Below are 15,813 nucleotides of genomic sequence, written 5' to 3' on the forward strand. Positions count from 1 at the left end.
AGCTCTACACCGCCACTTACCGATATGTAGAATTGGCAGGAAATGAGGGAGTTAGGATGGCTTTCACAACTCGTTTAATGAAATTAGATTCATTTTGTCGATATATAGTAGAGCTCTGATGTATTGCACAAAAAGACAACAGAAAAATAAAAAGGAATTTCATGAAAAAGAACACCCTAGCATTAGCAACGGCTCTCGCACTCGGAAGTGTGTTGTCTGTGGCGCATGCAAATGAAGCGGCGCAGTCGTCGGTTGAACAAGTAACCCCGAAAGCCATCACGTATCCAATCACACAAAAAGTGGATGTTGTCGATGACTACTTTGGTACAAAAGTGAGTGATCCTTATCGCTGGTTGGAAGACGATCTCAGCCTAGAAACCGCAGAATGGGTGAAGGCACAAAATGCAGTGACGTTTGATTATCTGTCGAAAATCCCTTACCGCGAGCAGATTGAAGAGCGCATCACTAAGCTCATGGACTACGAAAAGCAAAGCCAACCGTTCAAAGAGGGTAAGTTCACTTACTTCTACAAAAATGACGGGTTACAAAACCAAGACGTGCTTTATCGGCAGCTAGGTGATGGTGAAGCAGAAATTTTCCTCGATCCAAATACTTTTAGTGAAGATGGCACCACATCGTTAGCGGGAGTGAGCTTTTCACGAGATGGATCTTTAGTTGCATACAGCATTTCGGAAGGCGGTAGCGATTGGCGAAAAGTCATAGTTCTAGAGACAGAAACCAAAAAGCCCGTCGGCGAAACGCTGGTGGATATTAAGTTCAGCGGCATCAGTTGGCTCGGCAATCAAGGCTTCTATTACTCAAGTTATGACAAGCCAAAGGGGAGTGAACTTTCCGCGAAGACGGATCAACACAAGCTCTACTTTCATAAGCTTGGGACGAAACAAAGTGAAGACCAGCTGATTTTCGGCGGCTTTGAGGAAGAGAAATACCGTTATGTTGGCGGCTATACGTCGGAAGATGAACGCTACTTGTTTATCTCAGCCAGCATATCGACATCGGGTAACAAACTGTTCTTTAAAGATCTGAGTAAGCCAAACAGCCCGCTTAAAACCATTTTAGATAACACCAGTTCTGATACTTGGGTAATAGACAACCAAGGCACGAAACTGTACTTGGTTACGAACCTTAATGCGCCGAACAAACGCGTCGTGACGGTGGATGCGAGTCAGCCGCAGCCCAAAAACTGGAAAGATTTGATCCCTGAAACAAAGAACGTGTTACGTGTTTCTACCGCGGGTGGCAATTTGTTTGCGAGCTATATTGTTGATGCGATCTCGATGGTGAAGCAATACGACATGAACGGCAAACTCATCCGTGAAATCAAGCTGCCTGATATTGGTAGTGCGTACGGTTTTTCAGGTAAAAAAGAAGAAGCCGAAGTCTACTATTCTTTCACCAACTACAAGATGCCAAGCACTACGTATCGTCTGAACATCAAAGATGGTGATAGCGAGGTGTACTACAAATCTAAAGCGCCATTTGATCCAGCTTTGTATGAATCTCGTCAGGTGTTTTACACCTCAAAAGACGGAACAAAAGTGCCGATGATCATCACCTATAAAAAAGGGACACCGATGGACGGCAGTGCACCAACCATCCTATATGGTTATGGTGGTTTCAACATTAGCCTCACACCATCTTTTAGCCCGACACGTGTGGCTTGGTTAGAGCTTGGTGGTGTTTACGCGGTAGCGAACATTCGTGGTGGTGGGGAATATGGCAAAGAATGGCACAACGCTGGCATTCAAATGCAAAAGCAAAATGTGTTTGATGACTTTATTGCTGCGGCTGAATTTCTAATTGATGAAGAGGTAACGTCATCAAACAAGTTAGCCATTAACGGTGGATCGAATGGTGGCTTGTTAGTGGGGGCCGTTATGACGCAACGTCCAGAGCTGTTTAAAGTGGCGCTGCCAGCAGTCGGCGTACTGGATATGCTGCGTTACCATACTTTTACCGCAGGTGCTGGTTGGGCGTATGACTACGGTACGGCAGAGCAAAGTAAAGAGATGTTCCAATATCTGAAAGATTATTCGCCAGTGCACAATGTAAAGGCGGGGGTGGAATACCCAGCAACATTGATTACAACGGGTGATCATGATGATCGTGTTGTTCCTGCTCACTCTTACAAATTTGCTGCTGAGTTGCAGTCAAAACAGGCGGGTTCAAATCCGACCTTGATTCGCATCGAAACCAATGCAGGGCATGGTGCTGGCACACCAACGCGTAAAATAATTGAGACAAATGCAGATATTTATAGCTTTGCACTGTTCAATATGGGGATAGAGAAACTGCAATAGTGCGAATCGTTTGCGTTTTTAGTTAACGAAATGCATTGGTGCTTTTGCACTCGAAAATAAAAGGGAATCACAGAGTGTGATTTCCTTTTATTTTATTGTGGAGTAACTATTCTAAATTGACCGCAAGGCTAATTAAATTAAGGTATTTGCAATTTATTACAACTCTCTTATTTACCTGAAGAGTAATATGCGATACAAATAAAACTTGATCGCGATCACTTAACACCATTGCACTCCTTATTTATATGGTAAATTTAATTAATCATTTGTTCTAATGATAATTGAATTTTCATAAGTTTTAATATTCCCTTCTTCGTAAAGCTTACCAAATTTCAAGTTATATAAGATATAAGTAGCAGTGATTGAACTTTTACGACGCTTTATTTTATTTTAATTAAAACGTCTAATGTTTCGTCATTATTAAATTTGCTTTGATAATTTATATTATCCAAAGCGAGTTGTGTTGCTTGCTATTTATGATGACCTCATGACGTGAATAATTTTATAATCATTAAAATGGATACAGTTTTATGAATTTAGTGAAACCGTCTGTTGTTATCATGGCAGCAGCCCTTCAACTCGCGTCTTCTGCTTATGCTCAGACAAATAATGACGAAGAACTACAAGACATGTCTGACCCACTTGCGGTTTACACCCAAGCGGGCTTTGGTATTACTGACAAAGGCGCGAACATCAAAATCGGTCAAACTTACCAATCTAGCCAGCCTGGCACCATGGCGATGAACATCATCGAAATGAAAGGCATTGGTGGTGAGCTATTTGGCATTCGCGACAATGACGATCCAATGTATGCCAATGTTGATGACAGCATTGACTCTTTCCGACTACGTAATTTCCAAGTAGAAGTCGCAAAAGGTCTAGGCCGTCAATTAGATGTAAACTACGATGTTGATAACGATAAATTAGATGCATCTTATAGCTTTATTCAAGGTCTACCTAAGTTTGGCATGTTGCAGTTATTTCCTTTGGCTGGTGCGGGTGTCACTATTGCTAATGATTTTAGTGGTGATGACAAAGGTTATGAAATTCCAGGTACTTTCACCGTTGTCGGTATGTACTCAAAAATTGAATTAACCGATAAGATCTGGATTAACTACAACCCAATGTATATGCATACATTGTCAGGGTCTAGTCAATATAAAGATACTTATTACGCGGGTGAAGATAATATCTTAACTCATGAGTTTGCGTTGTCTTATCAAATTAATCCTCGCGCAAATATTCGCTACTTTGCAAACTGGAATGAGCACGTTAATTTCGGTGATGGTGATCACCGTATCGAATTTAACTACCAATTCTAACTCCCTCGTTTATTTCCAGAATAGAAAGTGTGTTTATCCATATATTTAAATATTTAGGATAGGGCACTTTCTACATAAAGTAGGTTTATCATGAAAGCCAAATATAAATTTGCGTTGGTATCTATTGCTATATCTTCTGCATTACTATCAGGATGCAAAACTGGCGATATCGCAACGAAAACTGCCCAAGCACCCTCTGTTGAAACCGTTACTCTAACCGAAACAAAAATCACTCCTTATCATACTTTTATCGGTCGAACTGAAGCGGTAAATGACGTTGATATTATGCCTCGAGTCGGTGGCGAATTAACCGCGATTCATTTTAAAGATGGCGATATGGTCGAAAAAGGCCAATTGCTGTTTGAAATCGACGACCGTCCTTACAAAGCGGCACTGGCGTATGCAAAAGCGTCGTTGCAAAAAGCAAAAGCACAACTCGTTCAAACTACGCGTGATGCAGAACGTGTGAAGAAACTCATCAAAGATAAAAGCATCAGTGAGCAGCAATACGATGACGCCATTGCTGCGCACGCCGCAGCGATTGCTTCGGTAGAAGAGGCGAAAGCGACGCTGGTTTCAGCAAGGCTCGATCTTGAATTTAGCTCTGTGCGTGCTCCTTTCTCTGGCCGCGTGGGTTTCAGCAACTTCCGAGTGGGTGACCGTATTTCGAAAATTCAACTCGTTCCTCTTGTTTCGATCACTCAAATCGACCCAATTCGCTTTGGCTTTGATGTGGATGAGAAGCTCTACCGCCGCGTAAGAAGTGCCATTGATGTGGCTCATCGTAACGATGACAAACTGGATGTTGATTTAACACTGACGCTTTCAGACGGTTCATTGTATCCGCTTGATGGCAAGATCTACGCCGTTGGCAACAAGATCGATTTAGAAACAGGCTCAATTCGAGCAGAAGCACAATTCGATAACCCAACTTACGCGCTTATGCCGGGTGAATATGGCAACTTGACCATCAAGCTGCGCAACAAAACCATTGATGGTTTGCTTATCCCATCGGCGGCTGTTCAACAAGACCAAGCGGGTGACTACGTCATGGTGGTTGGTGATGATCACGTGGTGTCTCGTCGTAACGTTGAACTCGGTCAGACCTACGGTGTGAAACGTGCTGTGCTGACTGGTTTGGCGGCTAACGAAAAAGTCATCGTCAATGGTCTTCAAAAAGTGCGTCCGGGTGCAACGGTGAAAGACGTTGAACTACAGAGTGAGCAAGGCTGAGTGAGTACTGATGTTAAGTAAATTTTTCATTCACCGGCCGAAGTTTGCTTTGGTGATCTCACTGGCGATGACATTGATGGGTATGATCGCCCTGAAAGTCTTGCCAATTTCTGAGTATCCTCAAATCTCTCCAACGGTAATTACGGTGAGCACCATGTATCCGGGTGCAAACGCGGACGTGGTTAAAAAGACCGTAGCACAACCGATAGAAGCCAAAGTCAACGGCGTTGAAGACATGATTTACATGTCTTCTGTGATTGGTAACGATGGCTCATATACATTGCGTATTTACTTCCGAGTGGGCGCAGATGGCGATATGGCGCAGGTTCGTGTGAACAACTTGGTTGCACAGGCGACGTCGTCTCTACCACAAGAAGTAAACCAAATCGGTGTGACGGTTAAGAAGAAATCTTCCGACATGCTAGGCGTTATCACACTGCGTTCTCCGAAACAGTCTTACGACAGTATCTACCTTTCTAACTATGCGGATCTCAATATCGTTGAGCGTCTAAAACGTATCGAAGGTATGAGTGACATTACGCTGTTGGGTAAGAAAGACTACTCAATGCGTATTTGGTTGAACCCAAATAAATTGGCCACCTTGAAGCTTTCTGCTAGCGATGTTATCGGCGCAATTAAAACGCAAAACATCCAAGTGGCGGCGGGTAAGATCGGTGGTATGCCAGCTCCGGGTGACCAGCAATATCAATATGTTTTGCAAACCAAAGGTCGCCTTACTTCTGCGGAAGAGTTCGAGAACATCATCATCCGCGCGAGCAAGAAAGGTTCTTTGATTCGCTTGAAAGATGTGGCTCGTGTCGAAGTTGGCGCACAAGGTTACGAAGCTGATGGTCGTATGAATAACGAACCAGCCGCCGTTCTGGCCTTGTACCAGTTGCCGACAGCGAACGCGCTAGACGTGATGGAACGCGTGAAAGAGGCCATGAAAGAGTACGAGAAATCGTTCCCAGATGATTTGGTCTACGACATCGCGTATGACTCTACCGAATACGTAGAGACATCGATTGATGAAGTGTACGAGACGCTAGTGATTGCGGTACTTCTTGTAACCTTCGTTGTGTACGTTTTCTTGCAGAACTGGCGAGCGACCATCATACCAACCTTAGCGATTCCGGTTTCCATTATTGCGACGTTCGCAATCATGGGCGTGATGGGCATGACCATTAACACCATCTCGTTGTTTGGCTTGATCCTCGCCATCGGTATCGTGGTGGACGATGCGATCATCGTGGTAGAGAACGTGGAGCGGGTTATCCATGAAGAGCATTTAGACCCGATTCCGGCCACGATCCAAGCCATGAAAGAAGTGACGGGGCCAGTATTGGCAACAACGCTTATTTTGTTGGCGGTATTCGTACCGGTTGCGCTATTGCCGGGTATTTCTGGTCGAATGTTCAACCAGTTCGCGGTCACCATCTGTGTGTCGGTGCTGATCTCTGCGATCAACGCATTAACGTTAACGCCAGCGCTTTGTGCGTTGATGTTGAAATCAACTCACTCGCAACCTATTGCACCTTTGCGTGCGTTTAACCGAGGTTTTGAAGCAATAACGCGTAAATACCAAGGTTTAGTTGGCTTCTTGAGCCGCCGCATTGTGCTGAGTATCGCTGTGTATGGCGCGCTTATTGCGGTGCTGGCGTTTGCGTTCATGACCGTACCTTCTTCTTTCGTACCGAACGAAGATAAAGGCGTGTTCATGGTCGAAATGCGTTTGCCAGACGCAGCAGCATTGCAGCGTACTGCACCATTAATGAAGAAGTACGTTGATGAGCTAAAACAGATGAAAGGTGTGGAGAACGTGGTTTCGGTTGCGGGTTTCTCGGTAATTAACATGGCGTCGATTCCAAACTCGGGCATGTTGATCATCAAACTGGATAACTGGAGCAAACGTAAAGACCCTGAGCTACACCAACGCGCGTTGATGAATAAAGTTAACCAAATGCTGAACTCAACGCCAGATGCCGCTTCGTTCGTTTTCGCGACGCCGGCAATCAAAGGCATGGGTGCGGTGGATGGTTTCAACCTTGTGCTGCAGGACAACTTGGGCCGTTCTCCACAAGAGTTGGCAAAAACAACCGCTGATTTTGTTGGCCAAATCAATCAACTGCCTGAAGTGGCGCGTGCGTTCTCGATTTTCCGTGCGAACATTCCGCAACGTTACATCGATATTGACCGCGATAAAGCGATTTCGATGGGCGTACCGTTGAATGAAATCTTCAGCACACTGCAAGCGCAGTTGGGCGGTACCTACATTTCTGACTTCAACTTGTTTGGTCGTTCGTACCAAGTGAAAGTGCAAGCAGAAGAGCAATACCGTGACAACATCGACGACATCGACCATCTGTTTGTTCGCTCAAGCTCTGGAAAAATGGTGTCACTGGCAACGCTAGTGAAAGTGAAGCCGATCTTCGGCCCGGATACCTTGTCGAACTACAACATGTTCAGTTCTGCAACCGTGAACGGTGCGCCAGCGCCAGGTTACAGCTCGGGTGATGTTGTAAAAGCCATTGAAAAACTGGCTGCGGAATCTTTGCCAAGTGGTTACTCGTACGAGTGGTCAGGCATGACGTACCAAGAGATGAAAGCAGGCAACATGGCGCCAATCGCGTTCGCATTGTCTTTGCTGTTCACCTACTTGTTCTTGGTGGCTCAGTACGAAAGTTGGACTATTCCTGCTGCGGTAATGATGGCGGTTCCAGTCGCGATTCTCGGCGCAATGGGCACGCTACTGCTGGTGGGACAACCGTTCGATTTGTACGTGCAGATTGGTGTGGTCATCTTGATTGGTATGTCCGCCAAAGTGGCGATTCTTATCGTGGAATTTGTCAAAGTTCTGCGAGAAGAAAAGGGCTTATCAATCATTGATGCTGCCAAAGAAGCTGCTCGAATCCGTTTCCGTGCAGTACAGATGACTGCGTTCGCCTTCATCTGGGGGGTATTCCCGTTGGTGATTGCATCGGGTGCCGGTGCGGCATCTCGTCACTCACTGGGCTTTGCGGTATTCGGCGGCATGATTCTTTCTACGTTTGTAGGCACGTTGCTGACGCCAGTGTTCTTCGTGATGATGCAATCTCTGCGCGAGAAGTTTAAGCGAAAGAAACCCTCTGAACTTGAGGTGAGCGAGCAATAACGCTGATTTCAACCGACTGACTCCACAACACCCCCACGCTGTGTGCGATTGGCCAATGCCTTTCATTGATATACAACCACCGTCGCAGCGTGGGTTCCCCTAACAATAATAGGTTTTAACATGAAAAATCTTTCAAAAATCGTCGTAGCGAGTTCTCTACTGACGTGTGCTGCTGCGCAAGCGGGTGGGTTATACCTTTACGAAACGACAGCATCGGATATTGGTTTGGCATCCGCTGGTATGGCGGCTCGTGCGCAAGATGCCTCAGTAATGGCAGCAAACCCGGCTGGTCTGGCGAATGTTTCTGGTAAATCTTTCTCTGGTAACCTGATTGGTCTTTACGGTGACGCGCAACTAGACACGATGACTGGCGCTGCGGGCAACGTGATTGGTTTTGTTCCTATGGCGTCGGCATTTTACAGCCAACAAGTGAACGACAAATGGACGCTGGGTATTGGTCTGTATGGCAACTACGGTCTTGGCCTAGAATACGAAGGTCTTTTGAATAATCATTTAGATATTCCTACAGCAACGACGCAAGCCTTGACCATTCAACCTTCCGCTTCTTACCGCATCAATGATCACTGGTCTGTGGGTGCGGCGCTTGGCATTCAGTACGGTATGTATGAAGTGGAAACGAAGGGAGCCTTGAACTTCAATGACGAAGACCAATATACTCAGGTTAATGGCCGAGTAGGTGTGCTTTATGAGGCAACACCAGGCACGCGTCTTGGTCTGTCTTACTCTTCTGAAACCGAATTTGAATTCGACAACAGCAACTCCATTGCTCCACAACAACTTATCTTCAGTGCTTACCACGAATTGAATGATGACCTAGCGGTGATGTGGAACGTGAACTGGCAAGACTGGAGCGAATACACAACCACGCTGAACGTAGAGACACAAGACACTTACCAAATCGCATTGGGTACTCAGTACAAACTGAATGAAAAAATGATGTGGAATGCAGGTTTTGCATTCGATACCAGCATGTATGAGAGCCAATCAAACGGTGATATTACCGTTCCTACTGGCAAGGCGTACCGCATTGGTACAGGCATTGATTACACATTGGATTCAGAAAACTCAATTGGTTTCGCGTTTGAAGCGATCTTGATGGAATCGTCAGAAACGCCAAGCTTACAAGCTGGCTTTGATGAGCCTGCTCTGTACTTCATGAGCATGAGCTACAACTGGAAAAACTAATCATTCCTAATCGCTAAAACGCCTTCCTTACAGGCCATTCTACCCTAACTACCTGCACTGGATGCTGTAACGCTATCTAAGGTAGTTAGGGCGCTTCTGTCACACCCAGTGAGTGATGATTTAAAAAGTATCTGCGCGGCTAAGTGCGGGTATTCAACATCTCAAAGGACTAAAAATGAAAAATAAACTAGCGTTAGTGTGTACGACTTTGTTGGTCAGTACGCTGGCTCATGGTGCCGAGCACCGAGTAAAAGACAATAAAAACAAGTTGGCGGATGACCCAACAAAAGTCATTACGAAATTTGGCGCGTCGTACGCAAACAACTACGATTTTGATGATCAAAACATCTCATTCTCGGGCTCACTTGCGCTTGACCAAGCGCGCAAAATTAACCTGCGTATCAATGATGATGCGAGCGAGTGGCGTATTGGTGGCTCGTGGTTGTTTCCGGTCGGTATCGTGAACTTCAACTTCGGTAAAAATGAATACGTAAACGGCGCGGATCAAACCAACTACAGCGTTGGTACCTTTATGCCGCTAAGTTATTTCGGGATTGAGCCAGCAGGCTTCCAAATTTTCCCAATGGCAGGCTATACGTACAACACTGGTGATGTTCCTGTTTGTGACGGTGCAGAAAGTAGCCACTGTAGCGAGCCTAACTTTACGGGCACTCCAAGTGCAGAGAATGGCTTCAATATGATGAGCTCTTCAGGCAGCAGCGGCTACGTTGGTGCATTTGCGCTGAAATCGTTTACCAAAGAACTGACGTTAATCAGCTTCGCAGCAGGCACTTACGGCTCAGAAAACAGTGAAGGAGAGAACTACAAAGGCTTCTTTGGTGGTATCGGCCTTGGTTATCTCGTGAATAAACGTCACTCGTTTAACGTAATGACGTTTGTCATGGACAACAACACGTATTTAGATGAGGCAGATAGGCGCGTCGCATTATCTTACCAATATCAATTTGAGTAAATTGAAAACGCAGCAACGATGGCTGCGTTTTTACTTTGATGGAATAAATTAGTGAATCGCGTTCTTTTCTTCGATCTTTTTCTGATATTGGTGTTTTAATATATACATGCGCTTAACATCGCTATAGGCTCCGTTAATAAAGTATTCTTCTACTAAATGGCCTTCTTCAATAAAACCACATTTCTTATATAAATGAATAGCGACTTCATTATCCACTGCGACCAATAAGTATATTTTACGTAGATTAAGAATCGAGAAGGAGTAATCCAATGCACGATTAATCATCTCTGTCGCATAACCTCGTCCTTGATGCTCTGGGGCGATGATTATCTGAAACTCAGCGCTTCGGTGAATGTAGTTGATCTCAATAAGTTCGACCAATCCAATCACTATGCCGTCTTCATCTTCAACCACAAAGCGTCTTTCTGCGTCATCATGTATATGTTTTCGGTACAGTTCTTCGAGCTCATCATAAGATTCATAAGGCTCTTCGAACCAGTAGGCCATGATATTTCGGTTGTTATTTAGTTCGTGAATAAAGCGCAAATCAGAGCGTTCTAGTGCACGCATTTTTAGGCCTTTCTTCATCATTTATCTCCAATGAGGCGGAGTAAACCTCCGCAATTGATGCTAGAAAATCTTAACGTATTTAACAAGAATAGCGCATCTGTTTTTGGGAAATATTGTGTTTTTTTCAATATGGAAACTTAGAGTTCACGCCAAATAAAAATTAATCTTTACGATAAAAAATTCGATTAGGTGGTTTGCCTAATATCATATTAAATACCGCGCAACGACTTAGTGTCTTAATCTAAATAAACAAGGTATTCAATATGTTTTCAATCGGTGACGTAGTAGTAGCGACTAAAGGTATCGATCTTGGCGAAATGGTTGTTACAGGTTTAAGCAGTGGCGGTTTTTACACACACGTAAAAGCAGGCGAGAAAACGCTAACTTACCCAGCTAAAGATCTTAAGAAAGCATAATTAAATTTGCTCACTCTTATTTCTAAACTGGCTTAAAGTTCGTATTACTTATTTTAGGCGGGTTAGAATTTATAAAAGGTAGCGCAACAAGTCGCTACCTTTTTTATCACTCTCTTTTCTAGTTTTCTTCTGTTTTATGAACCTCAACACGGTTTCTACCGGTTTCTTTGGCTTTGTAAAGGGCTAAGTCGGCGCGTTTTACGAGTGGTTCAAACGAGTCATCCAAGCTACAGACTTGAGTTACACCAATACTAGCGGTAAAGCTCATATCACGACCTGAGTGTTGAATCGTCGTAGTTTCTAGCGCATTGCGAATCGTTTCTAATGTGTTTAGGGCTTCTTGCGATGAGCGGCTTCTTAGTACGATGGCAAACTCTTCACCGCCAACTCTGGCAAGTAAGTCACAGTCAAGTAGATGACTTTGAATGGTGTTGACTGCATGGATCAGCGATTTATCGCCAGCATCATGACCAAACCGATCATTAAGGCTCTTAAAGTTGTCTAAATCTAGAATAGCAACATGGAAGTCAATGCCTTGGGTACGGTATTCAGTCAAGCGGCTTTCGATTTGTCGCATGAATTCTCTGCGGTTTGGAATGCCAGTCAGATCATCCGTTGTGGCGAGATGCTCCATTTTCATAATTTGTATATGAAGGGCAATGTTTAAAGCAATCCAGTTAGCAATGCACTGAAGCTGTGCCGCTTGTTCATTTGTATAAGTGTGCGTTTGGTGATGTGCAACATTGAGCGTGCCCAAACAGACTTTACCGTGCATTAAAGGCGCATCCATACACGTCCCCATGCCATTGGATGCCAGCATCACGCAATCGACCTCATCAGATTGAGTGACATCGTCACAGATCATCAGTTGTTGTTTTTTGAACACTCGGCCAACAAAAGCTTGGTGAATAGGTACCAAGAATTCAGCCGGAATCGCTTTATTACCAGAGAAAGAGTAGACCTTCAGATGATCATCATTTTCATAAAGCGTGATACTCGCGCGGTCGGAATTGAATATACGATTTATCCATTCTGCGACCGTATCAAGCACCTGCTGCAATGTTTCCGATTGAGCTAAAAAGTGAACAAACCCTATCGGCATACAGATCGGACTTTCCATGTTCTGCATCGATAAGTCATCAGGGTTAAAAGTTCTTTCAAGTCTCAATAGACATCTCCTTGCGATGTTGCAAATACCAACAATAAGTTACACGAAGCTATTTTCAAGAAAAATGCGTTTCTACGTAAGATTATGGTTTATTTATCGCCATCTATGTGTGTTCAATTGCTTAATGTGGGCGTTAACTCACGCCTAAATGAATAAATGTTATACCTATTTATAAGTAAGTCATTACTCAATAAGGGGTGTTTTTGAGGTAGAACCAAAGAATAGGAAAGCCCTTCAGGGAAGAGAAGGGCAAAGAGGGTAAACTTAGGAAAGTAAATATGTACGCAGTGAATTAATTATCTTTGTATTTCTGTAAAATCAACTGACTGATTTGCGCGATGAGCTGGTCTCTGGCTTGCAGTGATAGCTCGGTTTCTGTGACATAGATACTAATGTAAACAGGACGATGGTTTTCCTTCCATATGATTGCGTTAATACCACGCGAACCGTGACCACCCGCACCAGAGCGGTCGGCGATAGACCAATCTGTTGGTAATACTGAACGCATTAACGAGTCTGAAACCTTGTTGTCCTGCATCCAGATTTTTAATTGCACGCGAGACTCGTAAGACAACGTTTCTCCTTCAATCAAGGTTCGCAGAGTGTTTACCATGGCGTTAGGTGTGGTTGTGTCGCGGTTGTCTCCCGGTGTCGCTTCGTTTAAACGTGGCTCTAATCTATCTAGGCGCGTCGCTTTATCACCAATAGTTCGCAGAAACATTGTCACGGCCTTAGGGCCGCCGATTTCATTCAATACTAAGTTGGCAGCAGTATTATCACTCATCAACATCGCAGCTTCACAAGCGTGTTCTACGCGTGTGTTTTGGCCTGCGAGTTTGTCCATCACTGGAGACCACACAACGATGCTGCGCTCATCGACTTTCGCGGTCGCATTTTTACTTAGCTTACCGCTGTCCATATCACTTAGCATTGTGGCGCAAGCCAAGGTTTTGAATGTGCTCATGAGTGGGAAGCGTTCATCGCCACGGTAATCCCAGCGCTCATCGGTTTGCGTATCCCAAACCGAGACTCCAATTCTGCTTGAGGTTTGTTGTTCGATGAGAGAAATGTCTTCATTCAGTTGGGAAGCGTAACTTAGGGTTGAGCAAACCATTAGCCCAGCCAACAAAAATAACTTTTTCATGCGTCGTGTTCTTCATTTTGGTTTTGGTTCGCACTGTGGCGATGTTACGCAAACTATAACGAGCGAATACTCTAACCACTGTTAAATCCATGTCGATTTTTTGTAGGATTCTGCGCAATACCTCCAAGTTTGTTATTGACCTTAGGCATATTGTGGGTTTACTCAACTTTACGAATATTGACGTTGCATTACGCTAGAAAAACTAAACTAGAGTTGTCGTCAATTTGAGAGTGATGTTCATGAAAACTGTACGAAATTTTGTATGGATGATAATTGCCGCCGTGTCTGTGTTGTGGTGGATGAGTGAACCGCAACTGCTTTCCTCGACCCAATTCTTCCAATGGCGCTCCGCGCTTATTCAATATTCTGGTGTTTTGTCGTTAGCTTTGATGTCTATTGCGATGGTGCTGGCGCTGCGCTTACCTGTGATAGAGCAATGGGTTCATGGCATGGACAAGGCATATCGAGTACACAAGTGGTTAGGTATAGCAGGCGTCAGTTTGGGTGTGATCCATTGGCTTATGTATAAAGTGCCGAAGTGGCTCGTTGCTGCTGGTTGGTTGGAAAAACCAGTAAAACACACTGGAGCAGGGCCATCAGGCAATAACTTCGTTGGTTTTGAGTTATGGGTTAAAGAACTGCGTGATATAGGCTTGGATTTAGGTGAGTGGGGCTTTTATTTGCTATTGGTATTGCTGGCAGTGTCACTCTGGACTGTTGTTAAATACAAACCGTTTAAGTTATCCCATCGTTTAATGGCTGTGGTGTATTTGATGGTTGCTGTTCACTCCGTTTTGCTGATCAAGCACGCGTACTGGGGCGATCCCATTCATTTTATCGCTTTTGGTTTTGCATTGATGGGCTCTGCGGCTGCCGTTTATAGCTTGTTTGGCTTTGTCGGACGAGCGAATCGCTATCCCGCCAAAGTGGTGTCGACTCGCTACTTCCCTCAAGCGTGCGTGATGGAGCTGGTTTTGGCGCCAAGCAATAACGGTCAAGGAAAACCTTGGCAAGGACACAAAGCCGGGCAGTTTGCTTATGTTCGTTTTGGTAATGAAGATCCGCATCCGTTTACGATTGTTTCAGGTGAGCACGATCCAGAGATTCGCTTTTTGATCAAAGAGCTAGGCGATTTCACGACCAATTTGTACCAACGCGTGAAAGCGAGCGATGAGGTTGTTGTTGAAGGGCCGTATGGACGTTTAGAGTTTGATGTCAACAAGCCGCAAGTTTGGATTGCTGGTGGTGTCGGGATAGCGTCGTTCTTTGCCATCTTATCTTCACTGAAAGCGTTAAAAATACATCCGCCAGTGCATTTGTTTTATTGCACACGTGGCTTAGATAGTCATTTAGTGGATGAACTGTGGAATGCCGCGCATCAGGCACAAGTGAAACTAAACGTGATAGATACTGCGGTTTCACCTCGACTTAATGTTGAACGAATTGCGAGGGAATGCGGCGACTTATCGCGTTATGAGTTTTATTTCTGTGGACCGGAGGTATTCTCTCGAACCCTGAAAAAAGAGTTAGAGGTATATCGTTTTGATATAGAACATCGCTATCATGAAGAGCTGTTTGTGATGCGATAATCTAGTATTTGGGGCGAAATAAAAAGGAGCTAATATTAGCTCCTTTTTATTTATATTTAACGTCTATGAACCGTGTTAATGCGTTAATCCGGTCTTACTACAGTTCCACTTTTTTGACCATGCCGGCTTCTGCATGTCCGGGGATATTACACGCGAACTCTACATTTTTATCGCCATGGAAGTGCCACAGGAGTTGTTTCGCTTTGCCTGGTTCAACAGTGACAGCATTGCCGGAGTCATGCATGTGATCGCCAGACATGGTTTTCATCATTTCACGGTGTTTAAGTTGTTCTTCTGCTGAGCCAATGGTAAATTCGTGATTGATTTTGCCTGTATTCATTACCACAAATTGAACCACATCATCCGGTTCTATTGTCACGTCTTTTTTGAATGTAATTTTCATATCATCCGTTAAGAGTACATGAACGACTTTGTCTGGTTTTGCGCCATTTGCAGGCATACCAACCGCTGACATGCCCGGCATGCCGCTCATACCAGAATGATCCATTTTACCGTGGTCCATTTTTCCATGATCCATCGGCATTTTATCCATGTTCATGGAACCGTGATCCATTTGACCATGCTCCATATTTTCGTGGTTCATGTTTGAGTTATCCATTTGAGCAAATACGCCACCCGATACCATGGTTAGAGCAAGAGTGATAAGAGTCTTTTTCATGTTGATTTCCTTTACTATCAATTAGCTATCGCGCCATTACT

The 15,813-nt window shown here is 44.4% G+C and carries 12 protein-coding genes; 8 read left to right on the forward strand and 4 right to left on the reverse strand.

The window, feature by feature from the left end:
- Positions 1–161 precede the first annotated feature (161 nt).
- From ACHFJ9_RS07215 to ACHFJ9_RS07240, 6 genes are all read left to right on the forward strand, one after another.
- Positions 162–2,321 (forward strand): prolyl oligopeptidase family protein, encoded by a 2,160-nt coding sequence (locus ACHFJ9_RS07215; RefSeq protein WP_395354476.1) that lies wholly within the window; start codon positions 162–164, stop codon positions 2,319–2,321.
- A 530-nt stretch (positions 2,322–2,851) separates the two neighbouring features.
- Positions 2,852–3,643, forward strand: coding sequence for a hypothetical protein (locus tag ACHFJ9_RS07220; protein WP_005479226.1), 792 nt, complete (start codon positions 2,852–2,854; stop codon positions 3,641–3,643).
- Positions 3,644–3,733: 90 nt separating this feature from the next.
- A complete protein-coding gene (vmeP, locus tag ACHFJ9_RS07225) occupies positions 3,734–4,876 on the forward strand; it encodes an efflux RND transporter periplasmic adaptor subunit VmeP (RefSeq protein WP_005391278.1) in 1,143 nt (380 codons plus the stop codon).
- A 10-nt stretch (positions 4,877–4,886) separates the two neighbouring features.
- Complete coding sequence (gene vmeQ / locus ACHFJ9_RS07230; RefSeq protein WP_395354480.1) at positions 4,887–8,027, forward strand: efflux RND transporter permease subunit VmeQ; 3,141 nt, start codon at positions 4,887–4,889, stop codon at positions 8,025–8,027.
- A gap of 120 nt (positions 8,028–8,147) precedes the next feature.
- Entirely contained in the window at positions 8,148–9,233 is a 1,086-nt protein-coding gene (locus tag ACHFJ9_RS07235) for an OmpP1/FadL family transporter (RefSeq protein WP_395354482.1), read from the forward strand.
- A 175-nt stretch (positions 9,234–9,408) separates the two neighbouring features.
- Positions 9,409–10,206: a hypothetical protein gene (locus ACHFJ9_RS07240; protein WP_104970180.1), complete on the forward strand. Its 798-nt coding sequence runs from the start codon at positions 9,409–9,411 to the stop codon at positions 10,204–10,206.
- A 48-nt stretch (positions 10,207–10,254) separates the two neighbouring features.
- Here the strand turns inward: ACHFJ9_RS07240 and speG are convergent, their stop codons facing one another.
- Complete coding sequence (gene speG / locus ACHFJ9_RS07245) at positions 10,255–10,794, reverse strand: spermidine N1-acetyltransferase (protein ID WP_041853120.1); 540 nt, start codon at positions 10,792–10,794, stop codon at positions 10,255–10,257.
- Between the two features lie 245 nt (positions 10,795–11,039).
- On the opposite strand from speG, the gene ACHFJ9_RS07250 reads away from it, so the two are divergent.
- Positions 11,040–11,192 carry a hypothetical protein gene (locus ACHFJ9_RS07250; RefSeq protein ID WP_005375418.1) on the forward strand — a complete coding sequence of 51 codons (153 nt, stop codon included), beginning with the start codon at positions 11,040–11,042 and terminating at the stop codon, positions 11,190–11,192.
- Positions 11,193–11,310: 118 nt separating this feature from the next.
- Here ACHFJ9_RS07250 and ACHFJ9_RS07255 read toward each other — a convergent pair whose 3' ends face one another.
- Both ACHFJ9_RS07255 and blaCARB read right to left on the reverse strand, forming a co-directional pair.
- On the reverse strand, positions 11,311–12,360 hold the full coding sequence (locus ACHFJ9_RS07255; RefSeq protein WP_031780198.1) for a sensor domain-containing diguanylate cyclase: 1,050 nt from the start codon (positions 12,358–12,360) through the stop codon (positions 11,311–11,313).
- Between the two features lie 292 nt (positions 12,361–12,652).
- On the reverse strand, positions 12,653–13,504 hold the full coding sequence (blaCARB, locus tag ACHFJ9_RS07260) for a CARB family carbenicillin-hydrolyzing class A beta-lactamase (RefSeq protein WP_395354485.1): 852 nt from the start codon (positions 13,502–13,504) through the stop codon (positions 12,653–12,655).
- Between the two features lie 239 nt (positions 13,505–13,743).
- On the opposite strand from blaCARB, the gene ACHFJ9_RS07265 reads away from it, so the two are divergent.
- On the forward strand, positions 13,744–15,093 hold the full coding sequence (locus ACHFJ9_RS07265) for a ferric reductase-like transmembrane domain-containing protein (RefSeq protein WP_395354487.1): 1,350 nt from the start codon (positions 13,744–13,746) through the stop codon (positions 15,091–15,093).
- A 97-nt stretch (positions 15,094–15,190) separates the two neighbouring features.
- Here the strand turns inward: ACHFJ9_RS07265 and ACHFJ9_RS07270 are convergent, their stop codons facing one another.
- Complete coding sequence (locus tag ACHFJ9_RS07270) at positions 15,191–15,772, reverse strand: cupredoxin family protein (RefSeq protein ID WP_005391258.1); 582 nt, start codon at positions 15,770–15,772, stop codon at positions 15,191–15,193.
- Positions 15,773–15,813 lie beyond the last annotated feature (41 nt).

The organism is Vibrio sp. D3 (assembly GCF_043995865.1).
Taxonomy (GTDB): Bacteria; Pseudomonadota; Gammaproteobacteria; order Enterobacterales; family Vibrionaceae; genus Vibrio; species Vibrio diabolicus.